At 74.6% G+C, this 23,827-nt stretch carries 26 protein-coding genes and 1 pseudogene; 10 read left to right on the forward strand and 17 right to left on the reverse strand.

From position 1 onward, the window contains the following. Positions 1–43: 43 nt before the first annotated feature. Complete coding sequence (locus C8D89_RS26705; protein WP_116711211.1) at positions 44–907, reverse strand: sulfite exporter TauE/SafE family protein; 864 nt, start codon at positions 905–907, stop codon at positions 44–46. Then, positions 904–2,013, reverse strand: a complete 1,110-nt coding sequence (locus tag C8D89_RS26710; RefSeq protein ID WP_165825961.1) for a glycosyltransferase — start codon at positions 2,011–2,013, stop codon at positions 904–906. The genes C8D89_RS26705 and C8D89_RS26710 overlap by 4 nt, the downstream gene beginning before the upstream one ends. A 99-nt stretch (positions 2,014–2,112) precedes the next feature. Here C8D89_RS26710 and ku point away from each other — a divergent pair, with 99 nt between their 5' ends. Then, positions 2,113–3,102 carry a non-homologous end joining protein Ku gene (gene ku / locus C8D89_RS26715; RefSeq protein ID WP_116711186.1) on the forward strand — a complete coding sequence of 330 codons (990 nt, stop codon included), beginning with the start codon at positions 2,113–2,115 and terminating at the stop codon, positions 3,100–3,102. A gap of 62 nt (positions 3,103–3,164) precedes the next feature. Next, the gene (locus C8D89_RS26720; protein ID WP_116711213.1) at positions 3,165–3,488 is read left to right on the forward strand and encodes a putative quinol monooxygenase; all 324 of its coding nucleotides are present in this window, start codon (positions 3,165–3,167) and stop codon (positions 3,486–3,488) included. Between the two features lie 12 nt (positions 3,489–3,500). Here the strand turns inward: C8D89_RS26720 and C8D89_RS26725 are convergent, their stop codons facing one another. Next, positions 3,501–4,304, reverse strand: a complete 804-nt coding sequence (locus C8D89_RS26725; protein ID WP_116711187.1) for an SDR family NAD(P)-dependent oxidoreductase — start codon at positions 4,302–4,304, stop codon at positions 3,501–3,503. 160 nt (positions 4,305–4,464) lie between these two features. Here C8D89_RS26725 and C8D89_RS26730 point away from each other — a divergent pair, with 160 nt between their 5' ends. Next, entirely contained in the window at positions 4,465–4,881 is a 417-nt protein-coding gene (locus C8D89_RS26730) for an acyl-CoA thioesterase (RefSeq protein ID WP_243418407.1), read from the forward strand. Positions 4,882–4,901: 20 nt separating this feature from the next. Here C8D89_RS26730 and C8D89_RS26735 read toward each other — a convergent pair whose 3' ends face one another. The 3 genes from C8D89_RS26735 to C8D89_RS26745 are packed head-to-tail and all read right to left on the reverse strand — an operon-like array spanning position 4,902 to position 6,514. Continuing rightward, a complete protein-coding gene (locus C8D89_RS26735; protein ID WP_116711189.1) occupies positions 4,902–5,309 on the reverse strand; it encodes a VOC family protein in 408 nt (135 codons plus the stop codon). Continuing rightward, entirely contained in the window at positions 5,306–5,590 is a 285-nt protein-coding gene (locus C8D89_RS26740; RefSeq protein WP_116711190.1) for an ArsR/SmtB family transcription factor, read from the reverse strand. The genes C8D89_RS26735 and C8D89_RS26740 overlap by 4 nt, the downstream gene beginning before the upstream one ends. Positions 5,591–5,647: 57 nt before the next feature. After that, on the reverse strand, positions 5,648–6,514 hold the full coding sequence (locus tag C8D89_RS26745; protein WP_116711191.1) for an alpha/beta hydrolase: 867 nt from the start codon (positions 6,512–6,514) through the stop codon (positions 5,648–5,650). Between the two features lie 173 nt (positions 6,515–6,687). Here C8D89_RS26745 and C8D89_RS26750 point away from each other — a divergent pair, with 173 nt between their 5' ends. From C8D89_RS26750 to C8D89_RS26760, 3 genes are read left to right on the forward strand one after another with little or no spacing between them, the layout of a single operon-like run. Further along, the gene (locus C8D89_RS26750) at positions 6,688–7,647 is read left to right on the forward strand and encodes a helix-turn-helix domain-containing protein (RefSeq protein ID WP_116711192.1); all 960 of its coding nucleotides are present in this window, start codon (positions 6,688–6,690) and stop codon (positions 7,645–7,647) included. Positions 7,648–7,688: 41 nt separating this feature from the next. Further along, on the forward strand, positions 7,689–9,242 hold the full coding sequence (locus tag C8D89_RS26755; protein ID WP_116711193.1) for an SIR2 family NAD-dependent protein deacylase: 1,554 nt from the start codon (positions 7,689–7,691) through the stop codon (positions 9,240–9,242). Positions 9,243–9,273: 31 nt separating this feature from the next. Beyond that, positions 9,274–9,867, forward strand: coding sequence for an NADPH-dependent FMN reductase (locus C8D89_RS26760; protein WP_116711194.1), 594 nt, complete (start codon positions 9,274–9,276; stop codon positions 9,865–9,867). Positions 9,868–9,883: 16 nt separating this feature from the next. Here the strand turns inward: C8D89_RS26760 and C8D89_RS26765 are convergent, their stop codons facing one another. Then, positions 9,884–10,219: an ArsR/SmtB family transcription factor gene (locus tag C8D89_RS26765; protein WP_116711195.1), complete on the reverse strand. Its 336-nt coding sequence runs from the start codon at positions 10,217–10,219 to the stop codon at positions 9,884–9,886. Positions 10,220–10,295: 76 nt separating this feature from the next. Here C8D89_RS26765 and C8D89_RS26770 point away from each other — a divergent pair, with 76 nt between their 5' ends. Beyond that, positions 10,296–12,260 carry a heavy metal translocating P-type ATPase gene (locus tag C8D89_RS26770; RefSeq protein ID WP_423717289.1) on the forward strand — a complete coding sequence of 655 codons (1,965 nt, stop codon included), beginning with the start codon at positions 10,296–10,298 and terminating at the stop codon, positions 12,258–12,260. On the opposite strand, the gene C8D89_RS26775 is transcribed toward C8D89_RS26770, so the two are convergent. The 5 genes and pseudogenes from C8D89_RS26775 to C8D89_RS26790 form a co-directional block, all read right to left on the reverse strand. Next, a complete protein-coding gene (locus tag C8D89_RS26775) occupies positions 12,248–12,772 on the reverse strand; it encodes a formaldehyde-activating enzyme (protein ID WP_133252082.1) in 525 nt (174 codons plus the stop codon). The two genes, C8D89_RS26770 and C8D89_RS26775, sit on opposite strands and share 13 nt — an antisense overlap. Next, a complete protein-coding gene (locus tag C8D89_RS26780; protein ID WP_423717292.1) occupies positions 12,769–13,506 on the reverse strand; it encodes a zinc-binding dehydrogenase in 738 nt (245 codons plus the stop codon). Before C8D89_RS26780 ends, C8D89_RS26775 begins: the two co-directional genes overlap by 4 nt. Continuing rightward, positions 13,492–13,853 (reverse strand): annotated as a pseudogene (locus C8D89_RS31255) (alcohol dehydrogenase catalytic domain-containing protein); the annotation flags it as partial. The gene C8D89_RS26780 and the pseudogene C8D89_RS31255, both read right to left, overlap by 15 nt. A gap of 144 nt (positions 13,854–13,997) precedes the next feature. After that, positions 13,998–14,621, reverse strand: coding sequence for a maleylpyruvate isomerase family mycothiol-dependent enzyme (locus C8D89_RS26785; RefSeq protein ID WP_116711198.1), 624 nt, complete (start codon positions 14,619–14,621; stop codon positions 13,998–14,000). 24 nt (positions 14,622–14,645) lie between these two features. Continuing rightward, the gene (locus C8D89_RS26790; RefSeq protein ID WP_116711199.1) at positions 14,646–15,170 is read right to left on the reverse strand and encodes a DoxX family protein; all 525 of its coding nucleotides are present in this window, start codon (positions 15,168–15,170) and stop codon (positions 14,646–14,648) included. Between the two features lie 93 nt (positions 15,171–15,263). Between C8D89_RS26790 and C8D89_RS26795 the strand changes: the two genes are divergently transcribed. Continuing rightward, entirely contained in the window at positions 15,264–15,845 is a 582-nt protein-coding gene (locus C8D89_RS26795; RefSeq protein WP_116711200.1) for a TetR/AcrR family transcriptional regulator, read from the forward strand. Here C8D89_RS26795 and C8D89_RS26800 read toward each other — a convergent pair. Then, a complete protein-coding gene (locus C8D89_RS26800; RefSeq protein WP_116711214.1) occupies positions 15,832–17,304 on the reverse strand; it encodes an aldehyde dehydrogenase in 1,473 nt (490 codons plus the stop codon). The two genes, C8D89_RS26795 and C8D89_RS26800, sit on opposite strands and share 14 nt — an antisense overlap. Positions 17,305–17,544: 240 nt before the next feature. Next, entirely contained in the window at positions 17,545–18,252 is a 708-nt protein-coding gene (locus tag C8D89_RS26805) for a GAF and ANTAR domain-containing protein (protein ID WP_116711201.1), read from the reverse strand. A 431-nt stretch (positions 18,253–18,683) separates the two neighbouring features. On the opposite strand from C8D89_RS26805, the gene C8D89_RS26810 reads away from it, so the two are divergent. Both C8D89_RS26810 and C8D89_RS26815 read left to right on the forward strand, forming a co-directional pair. After that, a complete protein-coding gene (locus C8D89_RS26810; RefSeq protein WP_116711202.1) occupies positions 18,684–19,520 on the forward strand; it encodes a DUF2382 domain-containing protein in 837 nt (278 codons plus the stop codon). 171 nt (positions 19,521–19,691) lie between these two features. After that, positions 19,692–20,621: a mechanosensitive ion channel family protein gene (locus C8D89_RS26815; protein ID WP_116711203.1), complete on the forward strand. Its 930-nt coding sequence runs from the start codon at positions 19,692–19,694 to the stop codon at positions 20,619–20,621. A gap of 196 nt (positions 20,622–20,817) precedes the next feature. Here the strand turns inward: C8D89_RS26815 and C8D89_RS26820 are convergent, their stop codons facing one another. The 3 genes from C8D89_RS26820 to C8D89_RS26830 all read right to left on the reverse strand — a co-directional run bounded on the left by C8D89_RS26820 (position 20,818) and on the right by C8D89_RS26830 (position 23,810). Further along, positions 20,818–22,035, reverse strand: coding sequence for a cytochrome P450 (locus tag C8D89_RS26820; protein WP_116711204.1), 1,218 nt, complete (start codon positions 22,033–22,035; stop codon positions 20,818–20,820). A 10-nt stretch (positions 22,036–22,045) separates the two neighbouring features. Further along, positions 22,046–22,984, reverse strand: a complete 939-nt coding sequence (locus C8D89_RS26825; protein ID WP_165825962.1) for a PDR/VanB family oxidoreductase — start codon at positions 22,982–22,984, stop codon at positions 22,046–22,048. Positions 22,985–23,051: 67 nt separating this feature from the next. Beyond that, positions 23,052–23,810 (reverse strand): IclR family transcriptional regulator, encoded by a 759-nt coding sequence (locus C8D89_RS26830; RefSeq protein WP_116711205.1) that lies wholly within the window; start codon positions 23,808–23,810, stop codon positions 23,052–23,054. Between the last annotated feature and the right edge of the window lie 17 nt (positions 23,811–23,827).

Here is a 23,827-nt window from a genome sequence, read left to right on the forward strand (position 1 = left end):
GTGGCACCACCGGGAGCCGCGCCGCCGGTCGTCCGGGCCGACGTCACCCACGGCGCGGTCCGCGACCGGTCGCCCTCCTCGCGAGCCCGACGACCTCGCGCACGGCCATCAGCAGTGCGAACGCTCCGAACACCAGGCCCAGCACCTCCGCGTCGAGCGCGAGCCCGAGCGCCGCGCCGGCGACCACGCCGGGGGCGGCGGTCAGCCCGAGCAGCCACCCCCACCGGGCCGACGCCGTGCCCTGCCGGGCGTGCACCACCGAGCCCACGATCGAGTTCGGGATGAACATCAGCAGCGACGTCCCCGCCGCGACGTGCAGCTCCACCCCGAACAGGAGTACCAGCGATGGCACCGCCAGCAGCCCGCCCCCGAGCCCCATCGCGCCCGCCCACGCCCCGACGACGAGCCCGACCACGAGCGTCATCGGCACGACGAACCACGGGTCGGCGAGCACCGCGGGCGGCACGACGGCGCGGGTGAACAGGGGGGACCCGAACGCGTCGACCGCGAACTTCGCCGCGGTCAGGACCAGGATCGCGATCAGCAGGACCCGCAGCGCGGTCTCCGACGCGCGCGCCAGCAGCCACGGGCCGAGCAGGCCCCCGACCGTCCCCCCGATCAGCATGCCGGCGCCGACGCGGAGGTCGAGCGCGCCGTCCCCGACGGCGTAGGCGGCCGCGCCGGCCACACACACGCCGATGTTCGCGACCGTCGACGTGCCGTGCACCCGCGCCCGCGTCATCGACGTGAAGCGGTCGAGCGCCGGCACGAACAGGACCCCGCTGCCACCGCCGATGAGGCCGCCCACGACGCCACCGACCGAGCCGATCGCCGCGATCCGCCCCCGCGACCCGACCTCGGTCGTCCCGTCCGGACCCGGGGCCTCGGCCCGCCGCTCCGGGGTCACCGGGAGCGGGGACCGCCGGGTCCGCCCGACAGCCACCACGCCACGACGTCCCTCTTGGTGGAGCCCTCGCACCCCGGTCCCGCCGCGGCCGGCCCCGCGACGCCGTCGCCGGGCTCCATCGCGCGCCGCAGACCGTCGGCGAGGCTCTCCGGGTCCCCCGGAGCCGTGACGACCACGAGGGGGTGGCCACGCAGGTCGTCCGCGAGGCCCGTCTCGGTGGTCGTCACCACCCGGCAGCCGTGCGCCAGGCCCTCGACCAGCGGTAATCCGATCTGCTCGCGCCAGCCCGGGCGCCGGACCGACGGCAGGGCGACCACCGCGCCGGTCCGGAGCAGGCCGTGCACCTCGCTGCGGGGCATGCCCACCCGGATCGCGACGCCGGCGGCCACGGGCCGGTCGGCCGGCCCGTTCGGGTCCGCCACCACCAGCTGCCAGCCGCGCACCGCCGCGCCGGAGCGCTCCCACGCCTCCATGAGCACCGGGAAGCCCTTGCGCTCGCTGGGGGCGCCGAGGAACAGCACCGTGCGGTCGCGGGCGCCCTCGACGACGGTCGGCCCGCACACGGTGCAGGCGCTGACCCGCGGCGTCAGGACGGTGTGCCGTGTCCTGCGCAGCGCCCAGCCGAACGACCGGCGGTAGTTCTCGGCGGCGCCCGTCGTCCCGAACACGACCGCGTCCAGCAGCAGCACCGAGAGCCCGAGACCCAGGACCGCGAGCCGCGACGCCACGGCGCTCAGCACGGGCCGGGTCTCGAGCGCGCGGAAGCTCAGGCGCTCGCGGGCGTCGAGGTTCTCGATGGCGTAGGTCGCGACCGTCACCGGCCCGCGGCCCGGCCGCAGCGCACGCAGCACCCTGACCAGGAGGACGTACCGGACCGCCCGCACCCACTCCCCCAGCCACAGCGGCTCGGCGACCTCGAGGAGCTCCAGGTCCGGGTCCCGCGCCGCGTCGACGAGGCGCGACCACGTGAACGGCCGCACCGAGGGGTCCTCCAGCAACGCGGCCTCGGCGTCGTCGCGCTGCGAGGTGAAGAGGAGCGCCTGACTTGCGGGCTTCTCCTCCACGACCGAACTCCGCAGGTCCGGGACGATCCGCAACGACTGCACCGGCACAGGTTCCCCGCACGCCGGTTCCCCCACCGACGCGGGTCGCCTCGGCCGACCGGGTATCACCGGGGACGAGCAACCACGGGAGGCGCGAGCGCGATGGCACCACGGGCGGTCTGGAGCGGGGCGATCACCTTCGGCCTCGTGACGATCCCGGTCGGGCTCTACACCGCGACCGAGGACCACACCATCCACTTCCACCAGTACGTCCGCGGCACCTCGGACCGCGTGCGCATCCAGCGCATCAACGAGCGGACCGGGGAGCCGGTCCCGAACTCCGACGTCGTCAAGGGCCGCGAGGTCGAGGGCGAGATCGTCGTCGTGGAGCCCGACGAGCTGCGCGAGATCGCGCCCGGCCGGTCCCAGGCCATCGACGTGGTCGAGTTCGTCGACCTGGCCGAGATCGACCCCGTCTTCTTCGACCGCACCTACTACGTGGCGCCGAGCGACGACCGGTACGTGCACTCCTACGGCCTGCTGTGCCGGGCGCTGGAGCAGAGCGGGCGCGCGGGCATCGCCACCGTGACCATGCACGGCCGCGAGCACCTGACCGCCCTGCGCGCCGACGGCGACGTCCTGGTGCTGCAGACGCTGTTCTGGGCCGACGAGGTCCGCGACCCCGCCCAGCAGCTCGACTCGCTGCCGGTGCACGACGAGCCGCGCCGCCAGGAGCTGGAGACCGCGGTCCAGCTCGTCGGCGCCATGACGACGACCTGGAAGCCCGACCAGTACCGGGACACCTACACCGAGCGGGTGGAGCAGCTCATCGCCGACAAGCGGGAGGGCCGCGAGGTCGTGCCCGCGGAGGCGCCGGAGGAGGGCACGGAGGTCACCGACCTCCTCGAGGCCCTGCGCCGCAGCGTCGAGGCCGCCGGCTCGAGCGGCGCGAGCAGCTCGGGCGGGGCCGGCGGCCCGAGCGGGGCCGGCGGCTCCACCGATGACGGCCCGGCCGGCGAGGACCTGTCCTCTCTCAGCAAGGCCGAGCTGTCGCAGCGGGCCCGGGAGCTGGACATCTCCGGCCGCTCGAAGATGAGCCGCGACGAGCTCGAGCGCGCCGTCGGGGAAGCGGAGACGGCCCGCGCGTCCTGACCCGTTGACGCCCCGACGTCTCCCTCACGACGATGATCGGGCCCGACGACCGAGGAGCGCTCGTGATCCTGATCAACATCGTCATGCCGATCCGGCCCGAGAAGACCGACGAGTGGCTCGCGCTCGCCGAGTCCTACGAGCGGGACGTCAACGCCGAGGAGGGCTGCCTGTTCTTCAAGTTCGCCCGCAGCCTCAGCGACGAGAACGAGTACATCTGCATCGAGGGCTTCCGCGACGCGGACGCCGGGGCCGCGCACGTCGCGCAGCCGCACGTGAAGAAGTTCTTCGACGCGGCGCCCGACGTCGTCTCGGCGCAACCGCAGATCATCTACATCGACACGCCGCACGACGGCTTCGGGCCGATGGGCGAGATCCAGCCGCGCTGACGGGCGCGGTGCTCACATCCCCATGCCGCCGTCGACGGGCAGGCCCGCGCCGTTGACGAAGCGGGCGGCGTCGGAGGCGAGGAAGACCACCGCGTCGGCGATGTCGGCGACCTCCCCGAGGCGGCCCGAGGGCGTCAGCTCCACCACGGCGCCGACGGCCGCCTCGGGGCTGGGGAACAGCCCGAGGCCGGCGGTCTCGACGGCCAGCTTCTGCCCCATGGCCGTCGGCACGAGCCCGGGGTAGACGCAGTTGACCCGCACCCCGTAACCGAGCTTGCCCGACTCCGTCGCCGCGACGCGCGTGAGCCGGTCGACGCCCGACTTCGTGGCCGAGTAGGCCCCGATCGAGGGGAAGGCGATGGTCGCGGCGACCGAGGCGACGTTGACGATCGCGCCGCCCTGCCCGGCGGCCCCACCCGGGCGCATGGCGCGGAACGCGTGCTTGATGCCCAGCATCGTGCCCAGCAGGTTGACCTCGAGCATCCGGCGCACATCGTCGGGCTCGGTGTCCACGAGCAGCTGGGTGACCTCCAGCCCCGCGTTGTTGATCACCACGTCGAGCCCGCCGAGCTCGCCCACGGTGTGCGCGACCGCCGCCTCCCACTGCGCGTCGTCGGTGACGTCGAGAGCGACGAAGCCCGCGGTGCGGCCCTCGGACGAGAGCGCGGAGGCGGCCTGCTCCCCCACGTCCTTCTGCACGTCGGCGAGCATCACCGCCGCCCCCGCCCCGGCCAGCGCGCGGGCCATGCCCTCGCCGAGGCCCTGGGCCCCGCCGGTGACCAGCACCCGGCGCCCCGTCAGGTCGAACGCGCTCATGGCAGTCCCTCCCGCCGGCCGCGGCCGGTCACGCCGTCGTGGTCGTCGTCGAGTGCGGTGTGGATCACACGCTAGGGAGGTCCTCCGACGACCGTCAACGTGGCCGCGGTGCCCGGCGGACGGGGTTTGCGCGCGGGGCGTACCGCCGACCATCGCCGACGTGACCGATGACTACGTCCACTGGCAGGACGTCACGACCCGCTGGAACGACAACGACCAGTACGGGCACCTCAACAACGTCGTCCATCACTCGATCATGGACACGGTGGTGAACCGGTGGATGATCGAGAACGGTGTCCTCGACCCGCACGGGGGCGACACCGTCGGCCTGGTCATCGAGGTGCACTGCGAGTACAAGGCGCAGGCCGGGTTCCCCGACGTGGTGTCGGTCGGCCTGCGCGTCGGCGAGCTGGGCACCTCGAGCGTCCGGTTCGAGGTCGGCATGTGCCGCGGCGACGGCGAGCTGTTCTTCACCGGCACGTTCGTGCACGCGTTCGTCGACCGCGCCTCGCAGGAGACGGTGCCGATCGAGGGCGAGCGCCGCGTGGCGCTGGAGGGGCTGCAGCGCGCCGGGTGACGGGCGCCCGGACCGCGGCGTCAGCCCTCGCCCGGCTGCCCGGGCTTCTCCGAGAGGATCTGGACGAGGTTGCCGCAGGTGTCGTCGAGCACCGCGACGATCACCGGGCCGACGTCGGTGGGCGGCTGCGTGAAGGTGACGCCCCGGGCGGTGAGCCGGGCGTACTCCGCCTCGACGTCGTCGACGGCGAACTGCACGAGCGGGATGCCGTCCTCCACCAGGGCGTCCCGGTAGGGCTTGACCGCCGGGTGGCCGGCGGGCTCCAGCAGCAGCTCCGGCCCGTCGGGCTCCTCCGGCGAGACGACCGTGAGCCAGGAGTCGTCGCCGAGCGGGACGTCGTGACGCAGGCGGAACCCGAGCACGTCGGTGTAGAAGTCGAGCGCCGCGCGCTGGTCGTCGACGAAGATGCTGGTCAGCCGGATCCTCATGAGGGGTCCCTCCCGGTGGCGGGCCAGCGCCGCGTGATCGCGGTGAGGGGTCCGCCGTCGAAGTAGTGGAACTTGGAGCGGCCGCGTCGCTCGGTCACGACCAGACCCGCCTCCTCGAGCACCGCGAGGTGCTGGGAGATCGCCTGGCGGGTGGAGGACACCCCGTGGCGGGACACGAGCACGCCGCAGATCTCGAACAGCGTCTGGCCGTTCCGGGCGACGAGCTCGTCGAGGATGAGACGCCTGGTCTCGTCGTCGAGCGCCCGGAACACGTCGGCCACGCCACGAGGATAGGCAAGCGACTACTTGCCTATCAAGCCCGGGAGGACCGGCCCCGATCAGACGGTGATCGGCTCGGCCGGTGGCTCGGCGGGCGCGACGACCGGCGGCGGGGTCGTCGCGTGGCGCACCGCCCAGGCCAGCACGTAGTCGGCGATCTCCTCCCAGCCCGGGGCGGCCGGCAGCAGGTGCGGCTTGCCGCCGAACTCGACGACCTCGGTGATCGTGCCCGCGGCCTTGTAGTGCGCGGCGTTGGACCACTGCACCTTCGGCGGCATGATGTGGTCCTCGGTGCCCGCGACGAACAGCAGCGGGGCCCGGTCCTCGTTGTGGTAGTCCACCCAGGTGCCCTGGTGGCCGGGGGTGAGGTTGGCCAGCGCGCTCTCGAACAGGATGGCGCCCGAGACGGGCACGGCGTAGCGCTCGTAGAGGGCGCGGGCCTCGGGCTCGGCGAAGGTGTTGGTGAACGCGTAGTTCCAGTGCGCGAAGTCGTAGCGCACCGCGCGGTGCCGGTTGGCCGGGTTCCTCAGCACCGGGAACGTGGCCTTGACCTGCGAGAGCGGCACGACGGGCACGCCCTCGGTGGGGGCGGAGTTCAGGGCGGCGCCCGCGGCGCCGAACCCGTGGTCGAGCAGGAGCTGGGTGAAGCAGCCGCCGGCCGAGTGCCCGATCAGGATCGGCGGCGACGCGAGTCCGCGGACGATCTCCTCGAGGTGCTCGACGATGCCCCGCACGGTGATGGCCTCGACCGGCGACGGGTCGGCGTTCAGCGCGTCGACCTCCACCTCGAAGCCGGGGTACGCCGGGGCGATCACCCGGTAGCCCTTCGCCTCGTAGTGGGCGATCCACCGCTCCCAGGAGCGCGGGGTCACCCAGAAGCCGTGGATCAGCACGATGGTGTCGGGAGCGGGACCGGCGGGGCTCATGGGCGCAGGGCCTTCCTCGTGGGATCGGAGACGTCACGATAAGTAGGCAGGCGGCTTCCGGGTTGTCCGAGGATGCGCAGCTCTGGTCCCTGGGTGCGGGAAAGCTGCGCCGACCGGTTGGCGCCACCCCGGGGCTCCTCTACCGTGAGTGACCATCTCCAGGGAGGTGGGACGTGCTGCTGCTCGACTCCCGGGACGCGCCGGACGCCGAACGCGCCGAGCTCGTGACGACGGTGATGGCGGAGGCGAGCAACGCCACCGTCACCCTCGCCCCGCACCCCGTCCTCCACGCACGGATGGAGCTCTGGCAGCTCGGTCGGATGCACCTGTTCCGCAGCGCCTCGTCGGGGATGTCGATGTCGCGCGACGCCCGGCGCGCGCGCCGGGACGAGACACCGATCGTCGCGCTCGCGGTCCAGGAGCGGAGCACGGCGCGTCACGAGCAGTTCGGGCACCGCCAGCACGTCGCCCCGGGCCGGCTGATGATGGTCGACCTCACCGCGCCGTTCGCCTTCTCCTGGGCGACGTCAGGAGCGTCGCGCGCGCTGCAGGTGCCCCTCGACGCGCTCGCGCTCCCGCCCGAGGTCGTCCGCGCCGCGTCGCCCCGGCTGGCGGCCAGCCCGCTCGCCGGCCTGGTCGGCCGCCACGTCGTGGACCTCTTCCGCGAGGCGGACCGTGTCGCGGCGAGCTCCCGGGCGGCCGCCGTCGGCTCCGCGAGCATCGACCTCGTCCGCGCGCTCCTCGCCTCGACGGCCGACGGGGAGCCGGTGGCGGGGTCGGTCCGCCGGGAGACGCTCCGGGCCCGCGTCGACGAGTACGTCCGGCAGCACCTGCGCCACCCGGACCTCGGTCCGGAGGAGATCGCCGCAGCGCACAGCATCTCGCGGCGTCAGCTCTTCGAGCTCTTCGCGCGCACGGGCACCAGCCTCGAGCAGACGATCATCGAGCGCCGCCTCGGGGGTGCCCACGACGAGCTGGGCAGCCCGGGCTCCCGGCACAAGTCGATCGCCACCATCGCCCACGAGTGGGGTTTCCGCGACGCCGCGCACTTCAGCCGCCGGTTCCGGCGGGCGTTCGGGACGACGCCGCGGGAGCACCGGGCCGCGGCGGACGCCCGGCAGGACGGGCGGTAGGTGGCGCGACTCCCCGCCGTGCCGAACGGGCACCCGCCCGGGTGCAGCCCGGCGATCACGTACACCGAGGGCCGTTCCCGGACCCGCGTCGCGGCGGCCACGTCTTCGCCGTCCACGGCCGCATCGAGCTGCTGCGCCACGAGGCGGCCGTGGTGCCCACGGGCCCGGAGTTCGGCTTCTCCCCCACGTGGCGAGCGGTCCTGGGCGGCGACGTCGAGCAGCACCGTCCGGCCGGCTGGGGACGGGACGGGGTCCGCCACGGGCGCGGCGGCGAGCGGGTGTGGTTCCTCGACGTGTCCCGACCGCCGGGCGCGCGGCTGGACTGGCTGCTGGACGGGGTGCGCGCGGTGCTCGCCGACATCGCCGGGTCGGTGCGGCCCGCCCCGGAGCGGCTGCTGCCGCTGGTGCTGCTACCCGTCGTCGGGATCGGCGCCGGGGGCTTCGGCGACGACCGCGGCGCGGTGATCCGCGGGCTGCTCGACGTCGCCGACGAGGTCGTCGCCGCGAGCAACGTCGACATCGCCTTCGTGACCCCGGACGCGGCGGTCCACGGCGCGGTGCAGTCCCTGCGACGTCGCCGGCGGCGCTGGCCGCTCCACGAGGAGCTCCTGGTGCGGGCCGAGTCGCTGGCCGCGCGGGCACGGCGCGGCGAGCTGGCGCTGTTCTTCGGTGCCGGGGTGAGCATCCCCGCCGGGCTGCCGGGGTGGCCGCAGCTGCTGCGCGCCTGCCTCGAGGCCTGCCCCGAGCTCTCCGACGACTCGTTCCACGGCCTGCACCCTCTGGACCAGGGGGAGCTGCTGCGCCGCGTGCTCGGCGACCGCTTCGGCCGGATCGTCGCCGAGCGCTCCACCGCGTCCCGCCACGCCCTGGGCCACGCCCTGCTCGCCTCGCTCGGGTGCGGCGAGGCGGCGACCACCAACTACGACCAGTGCTTCGAGATGGCCGCCGCGGCCGCCGACTCGCCGCCGCTGGTGATGCCGTGGCAGCGCCCGCGCGGCGGCCGCCCCTGGCTGCTCAAGCTCAACGGCGACGTCGGGCACCCCGAGAGCATCGTGCTGGCCCGGCGCGACTTCGTCCGGCACGAGACGCTGGCCCGGCCGATGGCGTCGGTGCTGGAGTCGATGATGCTCACCCGGCACCTGCTGATCGTCGGGGCCTCGCTCACCGACGACAACGTGCTGCGGCTGGCGCACGAGGTCGCCGACGTGCGCCCGCAGGAGGGCGACGAGCCCGAGCCGTTCGGCACGGTGCTGGACGTCGAGGCGCCGGGGGTGCGCCGGCGGCTCTGGCAGGGCGAGCTCGACTGGGTGTCCCTGCCGGGCGACCACCTGGCGCAGCGGGCCCGCGCCCTCGACGTCTTCCTCGACGCCGTCGCCGCGCACACCACGACCGACTCCTCCTGGGTGCTCGACGCCCGGTTCGAGGCGCTGCTCGCCGACGGCGACACCGAGGTCGCCCGGCGGGCCGTGGCGCTGCGCGAGGCGCTGCCCGACCGCACGCCGTGGCAGGGGCTGCGCGCCGAGCTCGACCGGCACGGCGCGCGGGGCGAGCCCACCCCGTCGTGCGCGCGCGACCGGGAGGGGGGATGGTTGTAGGAACAACGATCCCGCGACCCGGAGGGACTCCATGACGGAGGCCGATCGCCGCCCGCTGTTGCAGATCATCGTCGCCAGCACCCGCCCGGGGCGGGTCGGCGAGCCGATCGCGCGCTGGTTCGCGGAGTACGCGCGGGAGCACGACGCGTTCGAGGTCGAGATCGTCGACCTCGCCGACGTCGACCTGCCGATGTTCGCCGAGCCGGAGCACCCCCGCCTCGGGCGCTACACGCTGGACTCGACGAAGGCCTTCAGCGCCACGGTCGCCCGCGCCGACGCGTTCGCGATCGTGCACCCCGAGTACAACCACAGCTACAACGCCGCGCTGAAGAACGCGCTCGACCACCTCAACCAGGAGTGGGCCGGAAAGCCGGTGGCGCTGCTCGGCTACGGCGGTGTGGCCGCCGGTGCGCGCGCCACCGAGGCCCTCCTGCCGGTCCTCCTCGCGCTGCGCATGGTGCCGGTCCCGGCCACCGTCCCCATCCCCTTCGCGGCCCAGAAGGTCTCGGGCGAGGGCGAGGCGCGCACGTTCACCCCGGCCCCGGAGACCGAGGCCGGCGCCAAGGCGGCCCTGGACGGCATCGCGGGCTGGCTGAGCACCCTGGGCCTGCGCGGCCACCGCTGAGCGACCCCGCCGGCGGTCAATCGGCGGTGCGGAGGCGGAGGTGCTCGACGTGGTAGCGCGCCTCGTCGAGGAGCTGGGCGACGTGGTCGTCGTAGAGCCGGTAGCTGACCGACCGCCCGCTGCGGGTGCCGACGACGAGCCCGAGCTGGCGCAGGACGCGCAGCTGGTGGGACACCGCGGACTGCTCCATCCCGACCGCGACGGCCAGCTCCCCGGCCGCGCAGGGACCCTCGACCAGGTGCAGCAGGATGCGCAGCCGGCTGGGCGTGCTGAGCGCATGAAGGGTCTCGGCGACGCGCTGGAGCTCGCCGTCGGTCGCCGGGCGCACCCCGGACGAGACCCCGTGACCCATGGCCGGAGCCTACCCAGGCCCGATCTCACCGCCTGCTGAGCTGTGGGAGCATGAACGTCTGATCCATCGTTCATGCGTGCACGACGCGACCGAGACGATCGACGACGCCCCGCCGACCGCGGCACGGGCCCGGACCCTCCCCCGACCGCCCGGTGCCGCGAGCGCCCTGCTGCGCCTGCCCGAGGCCCGGTGGGCGGGCGCGTCGGTGCTGTTGTTCGCGCTGGCGGTCCCGGTGCAGCTGCTCGGGGCGCCGAGCTGGGTGTGGGCCCCGCTCTACGTCGGCTGCTACGTCACCGGCGGCTGGGAGCCCGCGTGGTCGGGCCTGAAGGCCCTGCGCGAGCGGACCCTCGACGTCGACCTGCTGATGATCGTGGCCGCCCTCGGCGCCGCGGCGATCGGGCAGGTGCTCGACGGCGGGCTGCTGATCGTCATCTTCGCGACCTCCGGGGCCCTCGAGGCCTGGGCCACCGCGCGCACCGAGTCCTCGGTGCGCGGCCTGCTCGAGCTCGCCCCGGACCGCGCCACCCGCCTCGACCCCGCGACCGGGGAGGAGGAGAGCGTCACGGCGGGCGAGCTGGCCGCCGGCGACCTCGTGCTGGTGCGGCCCGGGGAGATGGTCGGTGCCGATGCGGTCGTGGTCGCCGGGACCGGCGAGGTCGACCAGGCCACGATCACCGGCGAGCCGCTGCCTGCCGCCAAGGGTCCGGGCGACGAGGTGTTCGCCGGCACCCTCAACGGCACCGGCGCGCTGCGGGTGCGGGTCGTCCGCGAGGCAGGCGACTCGGTCGTCGCGCGCATCGCCACGCTCGTCGAGCAGGCCTCGGCCACGAAGGCGCGCACCCAACGGTGGATCGAGAAGATCGAGCAGCGCTACTCGGCCGGCGTCGTCGTGGCCACCCTGGCCGTGTTCGGCGTCCCGGTGGTGCTCGGCGAGGAGCTCGCCGACGCCCTCCTGCGCGCGATGACGTTCATGATCGTCGCCTCGCCCTGCGCGGTGGTGCTCTCGACGATGCCGCCGCTGCTGGCCGCGATCGCCACCGCGGGCCGTCACGGCGTGCTGGTCAAGTCCGCGGAGGTCATGGAGCAGCTCGGCACGATCACCGCCGTCGCCCTCGACAAGACCGGCACCCTCACCCGCGGCCGCCCCGCGCTGACCGCGGTCCACGTCGTCGACGGGCGCTGGGACGCCGACGCGGCGCTCGCGGCGGCCGCGGCCGCCGAGCACTCCAGCGAGCACCCCCTGGCCCGCGCGATCGTCGCCGCCGCCCGGGACCGGGGTCTCGACCTCCCGCCGGCGGCCGCCTTCACCGCGCGACCCGGGCACGGCGTGCGCGCGACCGTCGGGGGCCGGGTGATCGAGGCCGGGCGGCCCGGCGAGCACCCACCCGACCCGGTGCGCGAGATCGAGGACGACGGCGGTACCGCGGTCGTGGTCCGCGCCGACGGCTTTCCGGTCGCCGTGCTCGCGGTGCACGACGCGCTGCGCCCCGGGGCCGCGGGCACCGTGGCCGCCCTCGCCGCGCGCACGCCGACGCCCCCGGTGCTGCTGACCGGCGACAACCCACGCGCCGCGTGGCGCACCGCCGACGCGGTCGGCATCGACGACGTCCACGCCGGGCTGCTGCCCGCGGACAAGGTCGCCGCCATCGAGCGCCACCGCAGTAACGGCGACCGCGTGCTCGTCGTCGGCGACGGCGTCAACGACGCGCCCGCCCTGGCCGCCGCCGACGTCGGTGCGGCCATGGGTCAGGGCGGCGCCGACCTCACCCTCGGCGCCGCCGACGTCGTGGTGGTCCGGGACGACCTGACCACGCTGCCCGCCCTGCTCGACCTCGCCCACCGCGCCCGCCGGGTGGTGATCGCCAACCTCGTCCTCGCGGGCACGATCATCACCGGGCTCGTGGTCTGGGACCTCGTGGGCCACCTGCCCCTGCCCCTCGGCGTCGCGGGACACGAGGGCTCGACGGTCCTCGTCGCCCTCAACGGCCTGCGCCTGCTGCGCTCCTCGGCGTGGGCGAGGCGAGGAGTTCAGCCCCCGTAGAACGGGTGCGTCACGCTCTCCCGGCCATCGACCAACGCCCGGGCCGCATCCGGGTCACGGCCCTCCACGGCCTCCCGCAGGGCCGCCGCGGTGGCCTCCCGGGCGGCCGCGCACACGGCCTGCTCGTCCTGCGCGTCGGTGTCGAGCCACAGCGACACGAACACGACCGTCTCCTGGTCGGCCTCCAGCAGGCCCGCCGCCACCGTGTCGAGCACCGCCCGCGCGATCCCGACCTGGCAGGCACCGGCCACGAGGCCGCCGAACCGCTCGTCCTCGACCGGCACCTTGTTCAGCATCACCGTGGGCGGGAGCAGCGTCTCGTAGGACGGCTGGTCGGGGCCCAGGCTCACGAGGATCGGCGTGAACCCCGCCCGCGGCGCCGCGAACGCGGTGGTGAGCGCGGCCGCGGTGGGCGAGGCTCGCTCGGCGAGGACGACGTTGACGTGCACGCCGTTCGGCGCCGTGCCGCCCCAGCCCTGGCTGAGCCGCCCGTCCACCGACCGTCCGCTCATGCGGCCCACCCCTCGACCCCGTCGTCCACGACGACCACGCCGCGGCGGACGCGACCGCCCTCCAGGTCGTCGAGCGCCTGACCGACCTCGTCGAGAGCGTAGGTCGCCGACACGAGCCGGTCGATCGGCAGCCGGCCCGAGGACCAGAGCCGCAGCAGGTGCGGGATGTCGCATGCGGGCCGGCTCGAGCCGTAGAGGCTGCCGGTCAGGTACTTCTCCTCCCGCACGAACCGTGCCGCGGGCACGCTCGCGCGCGCCTCGGGTGCCGGCACCCCGACGCACACGATCGTCCCGCCCGGCGCGGTGGCGTCGAAGGCCTCCTCGAGCAGGCCCTCCCGGCCCACCGCGTCGATCGTGACGTCGGCGCCGGCGCCCGCGGTGAGGTCGCGGACCGCGGCGACGACGTCCTCGTCGGGCCGGACGACGGCGGTCGCGCCGAGGGCGAGGGCCGCCTCGGCCGCGGACGAGCGCGGCTCGCAGACGATCACGGGGTCGGCGCCGGAGAGGTGCGCGGCCATGATCGCGCTGAGCCCGACGCCGCCCGCGCCGTAGACGAGCACGCCGTCGCCGGGGGCAGGTCGGGCGCGGTTCACCACCGCGCCGTACCCGGTGAGGACGGCGCAGCCCGCGAGTGCGACGACGGGGAACGGCACGTCCACCGGGATCGGGATCGCGCTGGCCGCGGGCACGACGGTGTGCTCGGCGAACGTGGACAGGAACGAGTAGTGGTGCACGTCGCGGCCGTCCTCCCGCCAGCGCACCGTGCCGTCGAGCAGGGTGCCGGTCAGGAGCGCCGGGGCGTTGCGGGTGCAGAGCACCGGGCGCCCGGCCGCGCACGCCCGGCACCAGCCGCACGACGGCATCCACGAGAGCGCCACGTGGTCACCGAGCGCCACGTGCGTCACCGCGTCCCCACCGCCGCGACGACCCCGGCGCCCTCGTGCCCGAGGACCGCGGGCAGCGGGGACGGGATCCGCCCCGACCGCGTGTGGGCGTCGCTCGCGCACACGCCCGTCGCCGCGATCCGCACGAGGACCTCGTCCCCCCGGGGTGGATCCAGCTCCAGCTCCGTCGGCCGCATCCTGCCGCCGGCCTCGTCCAGCACCGCCGCACGCACGCGCACGTCGCACCACCTCGCCACTCGCTCCGGGACCTCGAGCGGCAGCTGGGCGTCGACCGCGACGAGCGCTGGTACCCGACGCGTCGCGTGGTGATGCGCGGGCGATCAACGACCCCTCGCGAGCGCGCCGAGCCCGGCGCCCCCGAGCTCGTCCGGCCCCACCGGGCGCCCGGAGACCGCGAGCAGGAGGGCCAGCGCGCTGCCGCGCACCTCCGGGCCGTCACCGATGGCGAGGTCGGCGTCGAGCGCCCGCAACCGCACACCCGCGACCTTCTCCTTCGCGCCGCCGAACGACGCCGACGTGCGGACCTGGAGACGCAGCGCCCGGACGACCGCCTCCGGCGGGTAGCGGTACGTGATCCCCAGCGGGCGGCGGACGTCCTCGCCGTGCACGACCTCCTCGACGAGGCGGGTGTCGAGGGGCGCGGGTGGGGTCGAGGTGCGGGACGCCACCGCGGCGAGGCGCGCCAGGGTCTCCCGCGGTGCCGCCCCGCGCTCCCGGGCGACGCCGTGGGCGTTCAGCCGGTCGAAGTCGAACCCCGCCCGCGCCAGGCCCACCACGAACCCGAGGCGGGTGGCGCGGGCGCCGTCCACGAGGTGGGCGACGACGTCGTGCACCGTCCACCCCTCGCAGAGGGAGGGTTCGGCGAAGCGCTCGTCCTCCACGCTCTCCAGGTCGCCGATCAGCGCCACGCGCTCCGCGTGCACCATCGGCCAGACATCGCCCACGATCGCCCTCCCTGCTCCGGTCCGTCACCCGGTGGGACGGGCGGTCGCGCCCGGAATCATCGCGCCACGCTCGCCGGACGGCTCCGTCGCACGGTGGCGGCGGAGCTCGTGCACGTGCCGGCCGACGACGGCCAGGGTCGCGGCGAGGAAGACCAGCTGCAGCGCGGTGCGCGGCACCAGCTGGTCGTCGAACCCCAGCGGGACCACGGTGAGGGCCTTGTGGACGTTGGCGGGGAACATCGCGACGAGCAGGACGCTGAGCCCGGCGGCGGCCCAGGGCGCGGTGCGCGACCAGAGCAGTCCCGCCGCCCCGGCCAGCTCCAGCACCCCCGTGACGGTGACCAACAGCGCCGGCGCCGGCAGGAACGGCGGCACCATGGCGATCAGCTCCGCCCGCTTCCCGACGAAGTGAGCCACGCCGGTCAGGACGAACATGGCGGCCAGTCCACCCCGCAGGGCCGTCGGCCACGGCCTCAGCGGGCGCACCCCGAGGGCTCCGAGAGCCCACAGTGCGCCCGTGACCAGGACCAGGGTGATGAGCGGTTCCATCGGGCACTCCTCCCGTACGGGAACTTGTCAGTGCCTAGTTTGTGCTCCCGCCCTGCATCTAGTCAACGGAAAGATGCGCGCTACGCTCGGGAGATGGCGCCTGCTCGTCCGTACCACCACGGGGATCTGCGTCGCGCCGTGCTCGATGCGGCCATCGACGTCATCGCCGAGGCCGGCCCGGCCGCCATCAGCCTGCGCGACCTCGCCCGCCGGGCCGGGGTCTCGCACGCGGCGCCGGCGCACCACTTCGGGGACAAGGCCGGCCTGCTCACCGCGATCGCCGCCGAGGGGCAGGAGCTGCTGGCCGACCGGCTGCACGAGGCGCACCGCCGCAGCGGCGGTGACTTCCTCGAGGTCGGCGTGGCCTACGTGCGGTTCGCGGTCGAGCACCGCGCGCACTTCGAGATCATGTATCGCCCGGAGCTCCACCGCCCCGACGATCCCGCCGTCATCGCGGGTCGGACCCGCGCGGGGGCGGTCCTCTACCGGGGAGCGAGCGAGCGAGGGCCGGGGCGCAGCGCCGACGAGGTCCGGACGGCCGGGCTCGCCGCGTGGTCGCTCGTGCACGGGTTCGCGACGCTGTGGATCCACGGCGCGCTCCCCGAGGGCCTCGGCGACGACCCCGAGGCCGCGGCCCGCACGGTGGCCCGCCACCTGGGGGTCAGCCCAGGGTGAAGGGGTCCCGTGTCCCCCCGGTGAGCTCCACCCACACCGCCTTGGTCTCCAGGTAGGCGTCGATCGCGGCGACGCCGTTCTCGCGGCCGAGCCCGGAGTCCTTGTAGCCGCCGAAGGGAACGCTGGGCGCGACGACGCGGTAGGCGTTGATCCACACCGTGCCGGCCTTGATCCGCGCCGCGACGCGGTGGGCGCGGTGCACGTCCTTGGTCCACACCGCGCCGGCGAGCCCGTACGGGGTGTCGTTGGCCAGTTTCACCGCCTCGTCCTCGTCGGTGAACGTCACCGCGGCGAGCACGGGGCCGAACACCTCCTCGCGGAAGACGGTGTCGGTGGGCTTGACCGAGAGCACCGTGGGCTGGACGAAGTAGCCGCCCAGCGACTCCTCCGACGACCCGCCGTACGCGACGGTGGCGCCCTCGTCGCGCGCCGTGGAGAGGTAGCCCAGGACCTTCTCGTACTGCGGGCCGTTGGCCACGGGGCCCATCTCGGTCTCGGGGTCGAACGGGTCACCCAGCTTGATCTGCGACGCGCGCTCGGCCACGAGCCGCACGAGCTCGTCGTGGACGTCGGCGTGCACCACCAGTCGCGAGCCGGCCATGCAGGTCTGCCCGGTGGCGGCGAACACCCCGGCGACCAGCCCGTTGGCGGCGGCCTGCAGGTCGGCGTCGGCGAACACGACCTGGGGGGACTTGCCGCCGAGCTCGAGCGTCGCCGGGTTGAGGTTCTCGGCCGCGGCGGCGGCCACCTTCCGCCCGGTGGCCGTCGAGCCGGTGAAGGCGACCTTGTCGACGTCCGGGTGCGCGGCGAGGTGCGCCCCGACGGCACCGTCCTCCGAGGTCACCACGTTGACCACCCCCGCGGGCATCCCGGCCTGCGCGATGAGCTCGGCGAACCCGAGCGTCGAGCCGGGCGCGTGCTCGGACGGCTTGATCACCACGGTGCAGCCCGCGGCCAGGGCCGGCGCCACCTTCCAGCTCATCAGCAGCAGCGGCGAGTTCCAGGGCGTGATCGCGGCGACGACGCCGACCGGTTCGCGGCGGGTGTAGACGAGGTAGTTCGGGTTGGGGCTGGGGATCTGCGCGCCCTCGATCTTGTCGGCCAGCCCGGCGTAGTAGTGGTACCACCCGCCGAGGCCCTGCAGCTGCCCGAGCATCTCGCGGTAGAGCTTTCCCGAGTCGTTGACCTCGAGCCGCGCCAGGCGCTCGGCGTTCTCGGTGATCAGGTCGGCCAGCCGGCGCAGGCAGGCGGCGCGGGCGAACCCCGTCATCCGGCCCCACTCGCCGTCGAGCGCGGCGCGGGCGGCGGCCACGGCGGCGTCGATGTCCTCGGGGCCGCCGTCGGGGATGCTCGCCCAGGCCTGCCCCGTGTAGGGGTTGGTGGACGCGAAGGTGCGTCCGGACAGGGCACCGGTCGGCTCGCCGCCGACCAGCATCGACAACTGCTCCAGCTCGCTCATGGCCACCTGTTCCGCTCCGGGGGTGCACGGGACGGTGACCAGTGTGGCCCGGATCGCGCGGTAACGACGCGGTGACGACCCCGCGGCTGCAGGAACGCCCACAACCGACGGAGCCGCCCCGCCCGGCTGCGCTGGTGAACCGGAGCTCGGCGCGCTCGGGGCGCACCCCGGCACCGGCCACCCGACGACCACCGGACACGCAGCGTGCCCGGTCGGGGACGCCCGTGAACCCGCGCCGGCTCAGCCGTTCGCGGTCCTCTTGCCCGACTGCTCGCCGACCAGCCACCGGGCGACGTCGACGAGCTTGATGTTGGTCTCCTGCGAGCTGCGCACGAGACGCTGGAAGGCCTCGTCGTCGTCGACGCCGAAGCGCTCCATGAGGATGCCCTTGGCGGTGCCGATGACGTCGCGCGAGGCCACGGCCCGGTCGAGCTGGGCCGCCCGCTGGGCGCCCCGCAGCGCGAGCCCCGCCTGGTTCGCGAAGAGGGCACCGAGGATCCGGTCCTCCTCGCCGAAGGCGTGGGGGCGGCGGCTGAAGAGGTTGAGCGAGCCGGCCCGGGAGCCCTCGCTGTAGAGCTGGAAGGACAGCGAGCCGTGGACGTCGAGGTCGAGGGCCCGCTTCGCGAAGTGGGGCCAGTCGTCGAGGCGCTCGGAGAAGTCCTGGACGAGCACCATCTCATCGTCGTAGATCGACTCCACGCACGGGCCCTCGTTGTGCTCGGCCTGCACCTGGTCGAGCTCGTTGACCACCTCGTCGGTGGTGGCCGGCGAGACGATCCTGCCGCGACCCTCGAGCAGGAGGACGCCCGCGAGGTCGGTGCCCGGTGACGTGTCCACGGCGGCGGTGAGGATGAGCTGCAGCACCTCGTCGACGTCCTCGGCGGAGGCGAACCGCCGTCCCGTGGTCAGGAACTCGCGCAGCCGCGCACCGTCCTCGGCGAACACCATGCTCGTCACTCTTCCCCTGCCCGGAGCCTGGACGTGCGACCCTAACGGTGCCGTGCGTGCCGGGCCGACCCCGCATCGACGGCGTCACGTCCGCGTGTGGAGGACGGCTCGTGGCAGCCGCGCCATTACCTCGGAGGCCCTGGCCGCGCTGCGTGCTCGTGGGCCGGTGGCGCCACCCCGTTGGCCCGTTCGTCACCGCCGGCGACCGCCGCTCGCACCCTGTCTCGCCGTGGGCGTTTCGTCCGTCCTCCGGTGGCACACCCCCGGTCGCATCCGGTCGCGTCGAGCCCGCGGCGCCGCCGGAGGACCCCGCATCCGCGGGGAATCGACCCCGTCGCGAGCACGGGGAGCACCCCGAGATCACCACGGTGGTCGGGGCGTCCGGGCTCCGTGGGTCGACGAAGCACACGATCCGCAAGGGAGCGTCGCCGATGACGCAGACACGACCGGGCTGGGTGGAGTACCGGGGCCGCACCCTCCACGACACCCACGGCAGCAAGATCGGCCGCATCGTCGAGATCTACCTCGACCACGAGGGCGGGCAGGCCGAGTGGGCGCTGGTCCACACCGGCCTGCTCGGCACGAAGCAGACGTTCGTCCCGCTGCGCGGCGCGCAGGCCGAGGGCGACGACCTGCGCGCGGCCGTCGACAAGGACCAGGCGCAGCAGGCTCCCCACATCGACCCGGACACCGAGCTCTCCGAGCAGGACGAGCAGCGGCTGTTCGAGCACTACGACATCCCGTACACCACCGCCGGCTCCACCACCGCGCGCAGCGGGGACGGCGGCACCACCGATCAGGGGTCGTGGACCGGGCTCCAGCACGAGCAGGGCGCCGTGGGTCACGACACCTCGGGGCCGACCACGGACGAGGCGATGACCCGCTCCGAGGAGGAGCTGCGGGTCGGCACCCGCAGCGAGGAGCGCGGCCGCGCCCGGCTGCGCAAGTACGTGGTCACCGAGACCGAGACCCACACCGTGCCCGTCACGCGGGAGGAGGTGCGCGTCGAGCGCGAGCCGATCACCGAGTCCAACCGCGACGCCGCGACCGACGGGCCGGCGATCTCCGAGGAGGAGCACGAGGTCGTCCTGCACGAGGAGCGCCCCGTGGTCGGCAAGGAGACCGTGCCCAAGGAGCGCGTCCGGATGAGCAAGGACGTCGAGCGCGGCGAGGAGCAGGTCGCGGAGGACGTCCGCAAGGAGCAGATCGAGGCCGACGACAGCACCGTCACCGCCGACCGCGGTACGAGGGACACACCCGGCCGCTGACGCGGTCCGCGGGAGCCCACGCCACCCCGGCCGCGGGGCAGGTCCGCTTCGGCGGACGCCGCGGGTGGCGTGGGCCTCCGGGTGAATTCCCGGTGGCCTTTCTCTTCCGCGGTTTCGAAACACCCGCCGATCGGGAAACGCCCGTTCCGGCCGAACGACCGAGGAGAATAGATGCCCACCGCACCCGCACCCTCCGGTGGAGGGTTCAACATCCTGCAGTCGCTGCAGAATGCGTTCACCACCTTCCTGAGCTACATCCCGAACGTGATCGGCGCCCTGCTGGTCCTGCTCATCGGCTACCTCATCGCCCGGTTGATCCGCGCGGGTATCAGCCGACTGCTGCGCAAGGTCCGCGTCGACGACAAGCTCACCCACGGCAAGGGCGGCGAATACGTCGCCCGCTTCTCCCCGCAGGGCAAGCCCTCCCAGCTCGTCGGGCTGGTCGTGCAGTACGTCCTGATGGTCTTCGTGATCGTCTCCGCGGTCGGCACCCTGAACATCCCCGCGGTCACCGGGTTCGTGACCCTGGTCCTGTCCTACCTGCCCAACGTGCTCGCCGCGCTGCTGATCTTCCTGGTCGCCGCGGCCGTCGCCGCCGCCGTCGGCGGGCTGGTGCAGCGCACCATGGGCGACACCCCCACCGGGCGCGTCGTGCGCTCGGCGGCCCCGACGCTGGTCATGGCCATCGCCGTGTTCATGATCCTCAACCAGCTCGGCATCGCCCCGGTCATCGTCACCGCCACCTACATCGCCCTCATCGGCGCGGTCGCGCTCGGCTCCGCGCTGGCCTTCGGGCTCGGCGGCCGCGACGCCGCCGCCGACCTGGTCAACTCCGGCTACCGCCGCGCCCAGCAGAACCGCGAGCAGGTCCGGCAGGACGTGCAGGTCGGGCGCGAGCGCGGCCAGGCCGAGGCCCAGCAGTACACCCAGCAGTACGCGCCGTCCGGCGGCCCGGGCGGCGCCCACGCCGCCGGCCCGAGCGAGCAGACCACGCGTGTCACCCAGCCGGGCGACCCGTACGGCGACCCCTACGCGGACCCCTACGGCGGTGCCGACGCCCCGAGCGCCGCGCCGACGACGCGCGGGAACGGCCGACTCTGATCGCTGCCCTCCCCGGCGGGGAGGTGGGCCACGACGACGCCCCGGCACCGAGATCGGTGCCGGGGCGTCGTTGTTCCCGGCCGGGTCCGCGGGACGCTGCGCCGAGGTCGTCGTTCCGCGCACTGAATGTCCGGCGAAATGCGCGGACACCATTTTCCTCGTCAGCCTCGAGGCACCCCTCAGCGGGTTGACGGGATCAGGAAGCCAGGTGCAACCGCACCGGCAGCGACTCCCAGGCGCGCAGGGTGTTGTTGTGGTGGCGCGTCGGCTCTCCGGCGGGCTCGAGGCGCTCGACCCGGCGCGTCAGCGCGGCGAACAGCGCCTCGGCCTCGAGCCGGGCGACGTGCTGGCCGACGCACTGGTGGATTCCCATCCCGAAGCCGACGTGCCCGGGGGGGTCACGGTCGAGGTCGTAGGCGTCCGGGGCGTCCCAGTGCCGCGGGTCCCGGTTGGCGGCACCGAGCAGCATCAGGATCTTGTGGCCCTCGGGGACGACGGCGCCGCCGATCGGCACGTCGACGTCGGCGGTGCGGAAGAACGTCTGCACCGGCGACTCCCAGCGCACCGCCTCGTCGAAGGCCACCCGGGCGCGGTCCGGCCGGGCGCGCAGGCGCTCCCACTGCGCGGGGTGGGTCGCCAGCGCGGCGAGGCAGGCGCCGAGGCCGTGCACGGTGGTGTCCACCCCCGCGGTCAGCAGCGAGCGCACGATCAGCGGCGCCTGCGCCGGGGTGATGTCGCCCCGGTCGGACGCCGCCCAGATCGCCGCGCCGAATCCGTCGTCGGTGAGCACGTCGCGGGCGCACTGCGCGGCCACCCACGCCGAGAGCTCGGCGACCCGCGGCGCGCCCTTGGCCACGAGGTCGTTGGCCGGCCCGAACGCGTTGAACGCGTGGTCGCCGTAGGGCAGGAGGTTCTCGCGGCCCTCGGCGGGCAGGCCGACGGCGTCGGGGAACACGCGCAGCGGGAACGCCTCGGCCAGGTCGGCGATCGCGTCGAGCTCGACGACGCGGCCGGCGCCGTCGAGCAGCCCGGCGACGAGGTCCTCGGCGTCGGCGAACCATTGTGCGCGCAGCCGGCGCAGCGCCCGCGGCGACAGGATCGGGGCGAGGACGGCGCGCGGCGCGTCGTGGTGGGGCGGGTCGGCCTCGAGCAGCAGCGACGGCGGGCGCCACGGCTCGGAGTAGCGGAAGTTCGACAGGCCCACCCCGGCGCTCGAGGGGAAGCGCTGCCAGTCGACCAGCGCCGCGCGGACCTCGGCGTAGCGGGCCACGGCGTAGAGGTCGTAGCGCGGCAGCCACACCAGCGGGCCCGCGTCCCGCAGCGCGCCCTGCATCGGCAGCGGGTCGGCGAGGACCTCGTGGGAGAACGGGTCGACGTCGACGGTGGGGATCGTCGACGGCGCGGTGGCGGTCATCGCTCCTCCTCTACAGGTCGAGCACGAGGCGGTCGGTGCACGACCGGGACACGCACGGGAACATGCAGTCGCCCGCGGCGCGCTCGTGGTCGGCGAGCAGCGTGTCGCGGTGGTCGGGCACGCCCGCCAGCACGGTGGTCTCGCACGTGCCGCAGACGCCCTGCTCGCACGAGGACAGGGTGGTCGCCCCGGCGCGCCGCGCGGCCTCGAGCACGGAGAGCTGCGGGGTCACGGTCACCGTGGTCCCCGTGCGCGCGAGCTCGACCTCGAACGGCTCGTCGCGCACCGGGGCGCCGAGCTCGGCGGCGGCGAAGCGCTCGGTGCGCAGGCGGTGCGGCGGCCGGTGCGCCGTCGCGTCCTCGACGGCGGCGAGCAGCGGCCCGGGTCCGCAGCAGTAGACGACGGTGTCGTCGCGCGCCCCGCCCAGCCACGCGGCCAGCGGCAGCAGGCCGGCCTCGTCCTGCGGGTGCAGGTGCACGCGATCGCCGTAGTGGGCGAGGTCGTCGAGGAACGCCATCGAGCGCCGGCTGCGCCCGCCGTAGAGCAGCGCCCAGTCGGCACCGACCAGGTCGGCCTGGTGCACCATCGGCAGCAGCGGCGTGATCCCGATGCCGCCGGCGACGAACAGGTAGCGCGTCGAGGGGACCATCGCGAAGTCGTTGCGCGGCCCGCCGAACGCCACGACGTCGCCCACGGCGAGCTCGTCGTGCACGTACGCCGAGCCGCCGCGGCCGTCGACCTCGCGCAGCACGCCGATGCGGTAGGTGTGGGCGTCCCAGCGGTCGCCGCACAGCGAGTACTGCCGGGTCGCGCCCGTGGGCAGGGTGACGTCGATGTGCGCGCCGGGCGCCCAGTCGGGCAGGCGCCCGCCGTCGGGCCGAGCCAGGGCCAGGGTGACGACCCCCTCGGCCGCGACGGCCTTGTCCACCACCGTCAGCTGGTCGCCCACGTCCGCCTCCCCGCTCGCGTCACGCGGTGAGCATGCGAAGCGCCGGGCCACGGGCGGAACGGCGTTCTCACCCAATGGGACGGTCGTCGAGACGCCGGCCGATCCGGCGGGCCGCGGCGGTGAGGGACGGGAGGTGACCGCGGGCACGCTCGTCGTTGGGGACGATCACCGAGACGGCGGCGACGACCTGACGTGCCGCATCGCGGACCGGCACCGCCATCCCGGTGGCGTCGGGGTGGATGTGACCCGGGCAGAAGGCGAAGCCCTGCTTGCGCACGTCGGCGAGCAGCGCCCGCAGCGCCCCGGCCTCGACCACGGTCGCGGAGGTGTAGCGGTGCCGCGGCGCCGCCAGCACCCGCTCCTGCAGCACCGCCGATCCGTACGCCAGCAGCACCAGCCCCGATGACGACGCGTGCAGCGGCAGACGCGCCGCGATGCGGGTGTAGTTGATGACCGCCTGCTCGGCGCTGAGGCGCTCGACGAACAGCACCTCGTCGCCGTCGAGCACCCCGAGCTGGGTGTGGTGGCCGATCGCGTGCTGCAGCTGCTCCATCACCGGCATCGCGGTCTCGCGCAGCGACAGCGTCGGCGACGCCCGCGAGCCCAGCTCCCAGAGCCGCGTCCCCACCCGCACGCGGCGGTCGGCGTCGCGAGCCAGCAGGCCGTGCTCGACGAGCTCCGCGACCATCCGCGACGCCGTGGCCAGCGGGAGCCCCGCACGCCGCGCGACCTCGGAGACCTGCAGCGCGGGGGCCTCCGGGGTGAACGCCTCGAGGATGCGCACCGCGCGCTCGAGGACCGACTCCCCCGAGCTCGACCGCGCCATCGCGTCAGTGTGCGGCG

This window comes from Actinomycetospora cinnamomea (genome assembly GCF_003096675.1).
Classification (GTDB): domain Bacteria; phylum Actinomycetota; class Actinomycetes; order Mycobacteriales; family Pseudonocardiaceae; genus Actinomycetospora; species Actinomycetospora cinnamomea.

Bases quoted from the DNA above. Each gene is read 5' to 3' on its own strand.
- C8D89_RS26830 (WP_116711205.1), bottom strand. From the start codon at position 23,810: ATGGCGCGGTCGAGCTCGGGGGAGTCGGTCCTCGAGCGCGCGGTGCGC.
- ku (WP_116711186.1), top strand. From the start codon at position 2,113: ATGGCACCACGGGCGGTCTGGAGCGGGGCGATCACCTTCGGCCTCGTG.
- C8D89_RS26765 (WP_116711195.1), bottom strand. From the start codon at position 10,219: ATGGGTCACGGGGTCTCGTCCGGGGTGCGCCCGGCGACCGACGGCGAG.
- C8D89_RS26805 (WP_116711201.1), bottom strand. From the start codon at position 18,252: ATGGTGTTCGCCGAGGACGGTGCGCGGCTGCGCGAGTTCCTGACCACG.
- C8D89_RS26815 (WP_116711203.1), top strand. From the start codon at position 19,692: ATGCCCACCGCACCCGCACCCTCCGGTGGAGGGTTCAACATCCTGCAG.
- C8D89_RS26800 (WP_116711214.1), bottom strand. From the start codon at position 17,304: ATGAGCGAGCTGGAGCAGTTGTCGATGCTGGTCGGCGGCGAGCCGACC.
- C8D89_RS26735 (WP_116711189.1), bottom strand. From the start codon at position 5,309: ATGAGGATCCGGCTGACCAGCATCTTCGTCGACGACCAGCGCGCGGCG.
- C8D89_RS26745 (WP_116711191.1), bottom strand. From the start codon at position 6,514: ATGAGCCCCGCCGGTCCCGCTCCCGACACCATCGTGCTGATCCACGGC.
- C8D89_RS26760 (WP_116711194.1), top strand. From the start codon at position 9,274: ATGACGGAGGCCGATCGCCGCCCGCTGTTGCAGATCATCGTCGCCAGC.
- C8D89_RS26725 (WP_116711187.1), bottom strand. From the start codon at position 4,304: ATGAGCGCGTTCGACCTGACGGGGCGCCGGGTGCTGGTCACCGGCGGG.
- C8D89_RS26775 (WP_133252082.1), bottom strand. From the start codon at position 12,772: ATGAGCGGACGGTCGGTGGACGGGCGGCTCAGCCAGGGCTGGGGCGGC.
- C8D89_RS26820 (WP_116711204.1), bottom strand. From the start codon at position 22,035: ATGACCGCCACCGCGCCGTCGACGATCCCCACCGTCGACGTCGACCCG.
- C8D89_RS26795 (WP_116711200.1), top strand. From the start codon at position 15,264: ATGGCGCCTGCTCGTCCGTACCACCACGGGGATCTGCGTCGCGCCGTG.
- C8D89_RS26790 (WP_116711199.1), bottom strand. From the start codon at position 15,170: ATGGAACCGCTCATCACCCTGGTCCTGGTCACGGGCGCACTGTGGGCT.
- C8D89_RS26810 (WP_116711202.1), top strand. From the start codon at position 18,684: ATGACGCAGACACGACCGGGCTGGGTGGAGTACCGGGGCCGCACCCTC.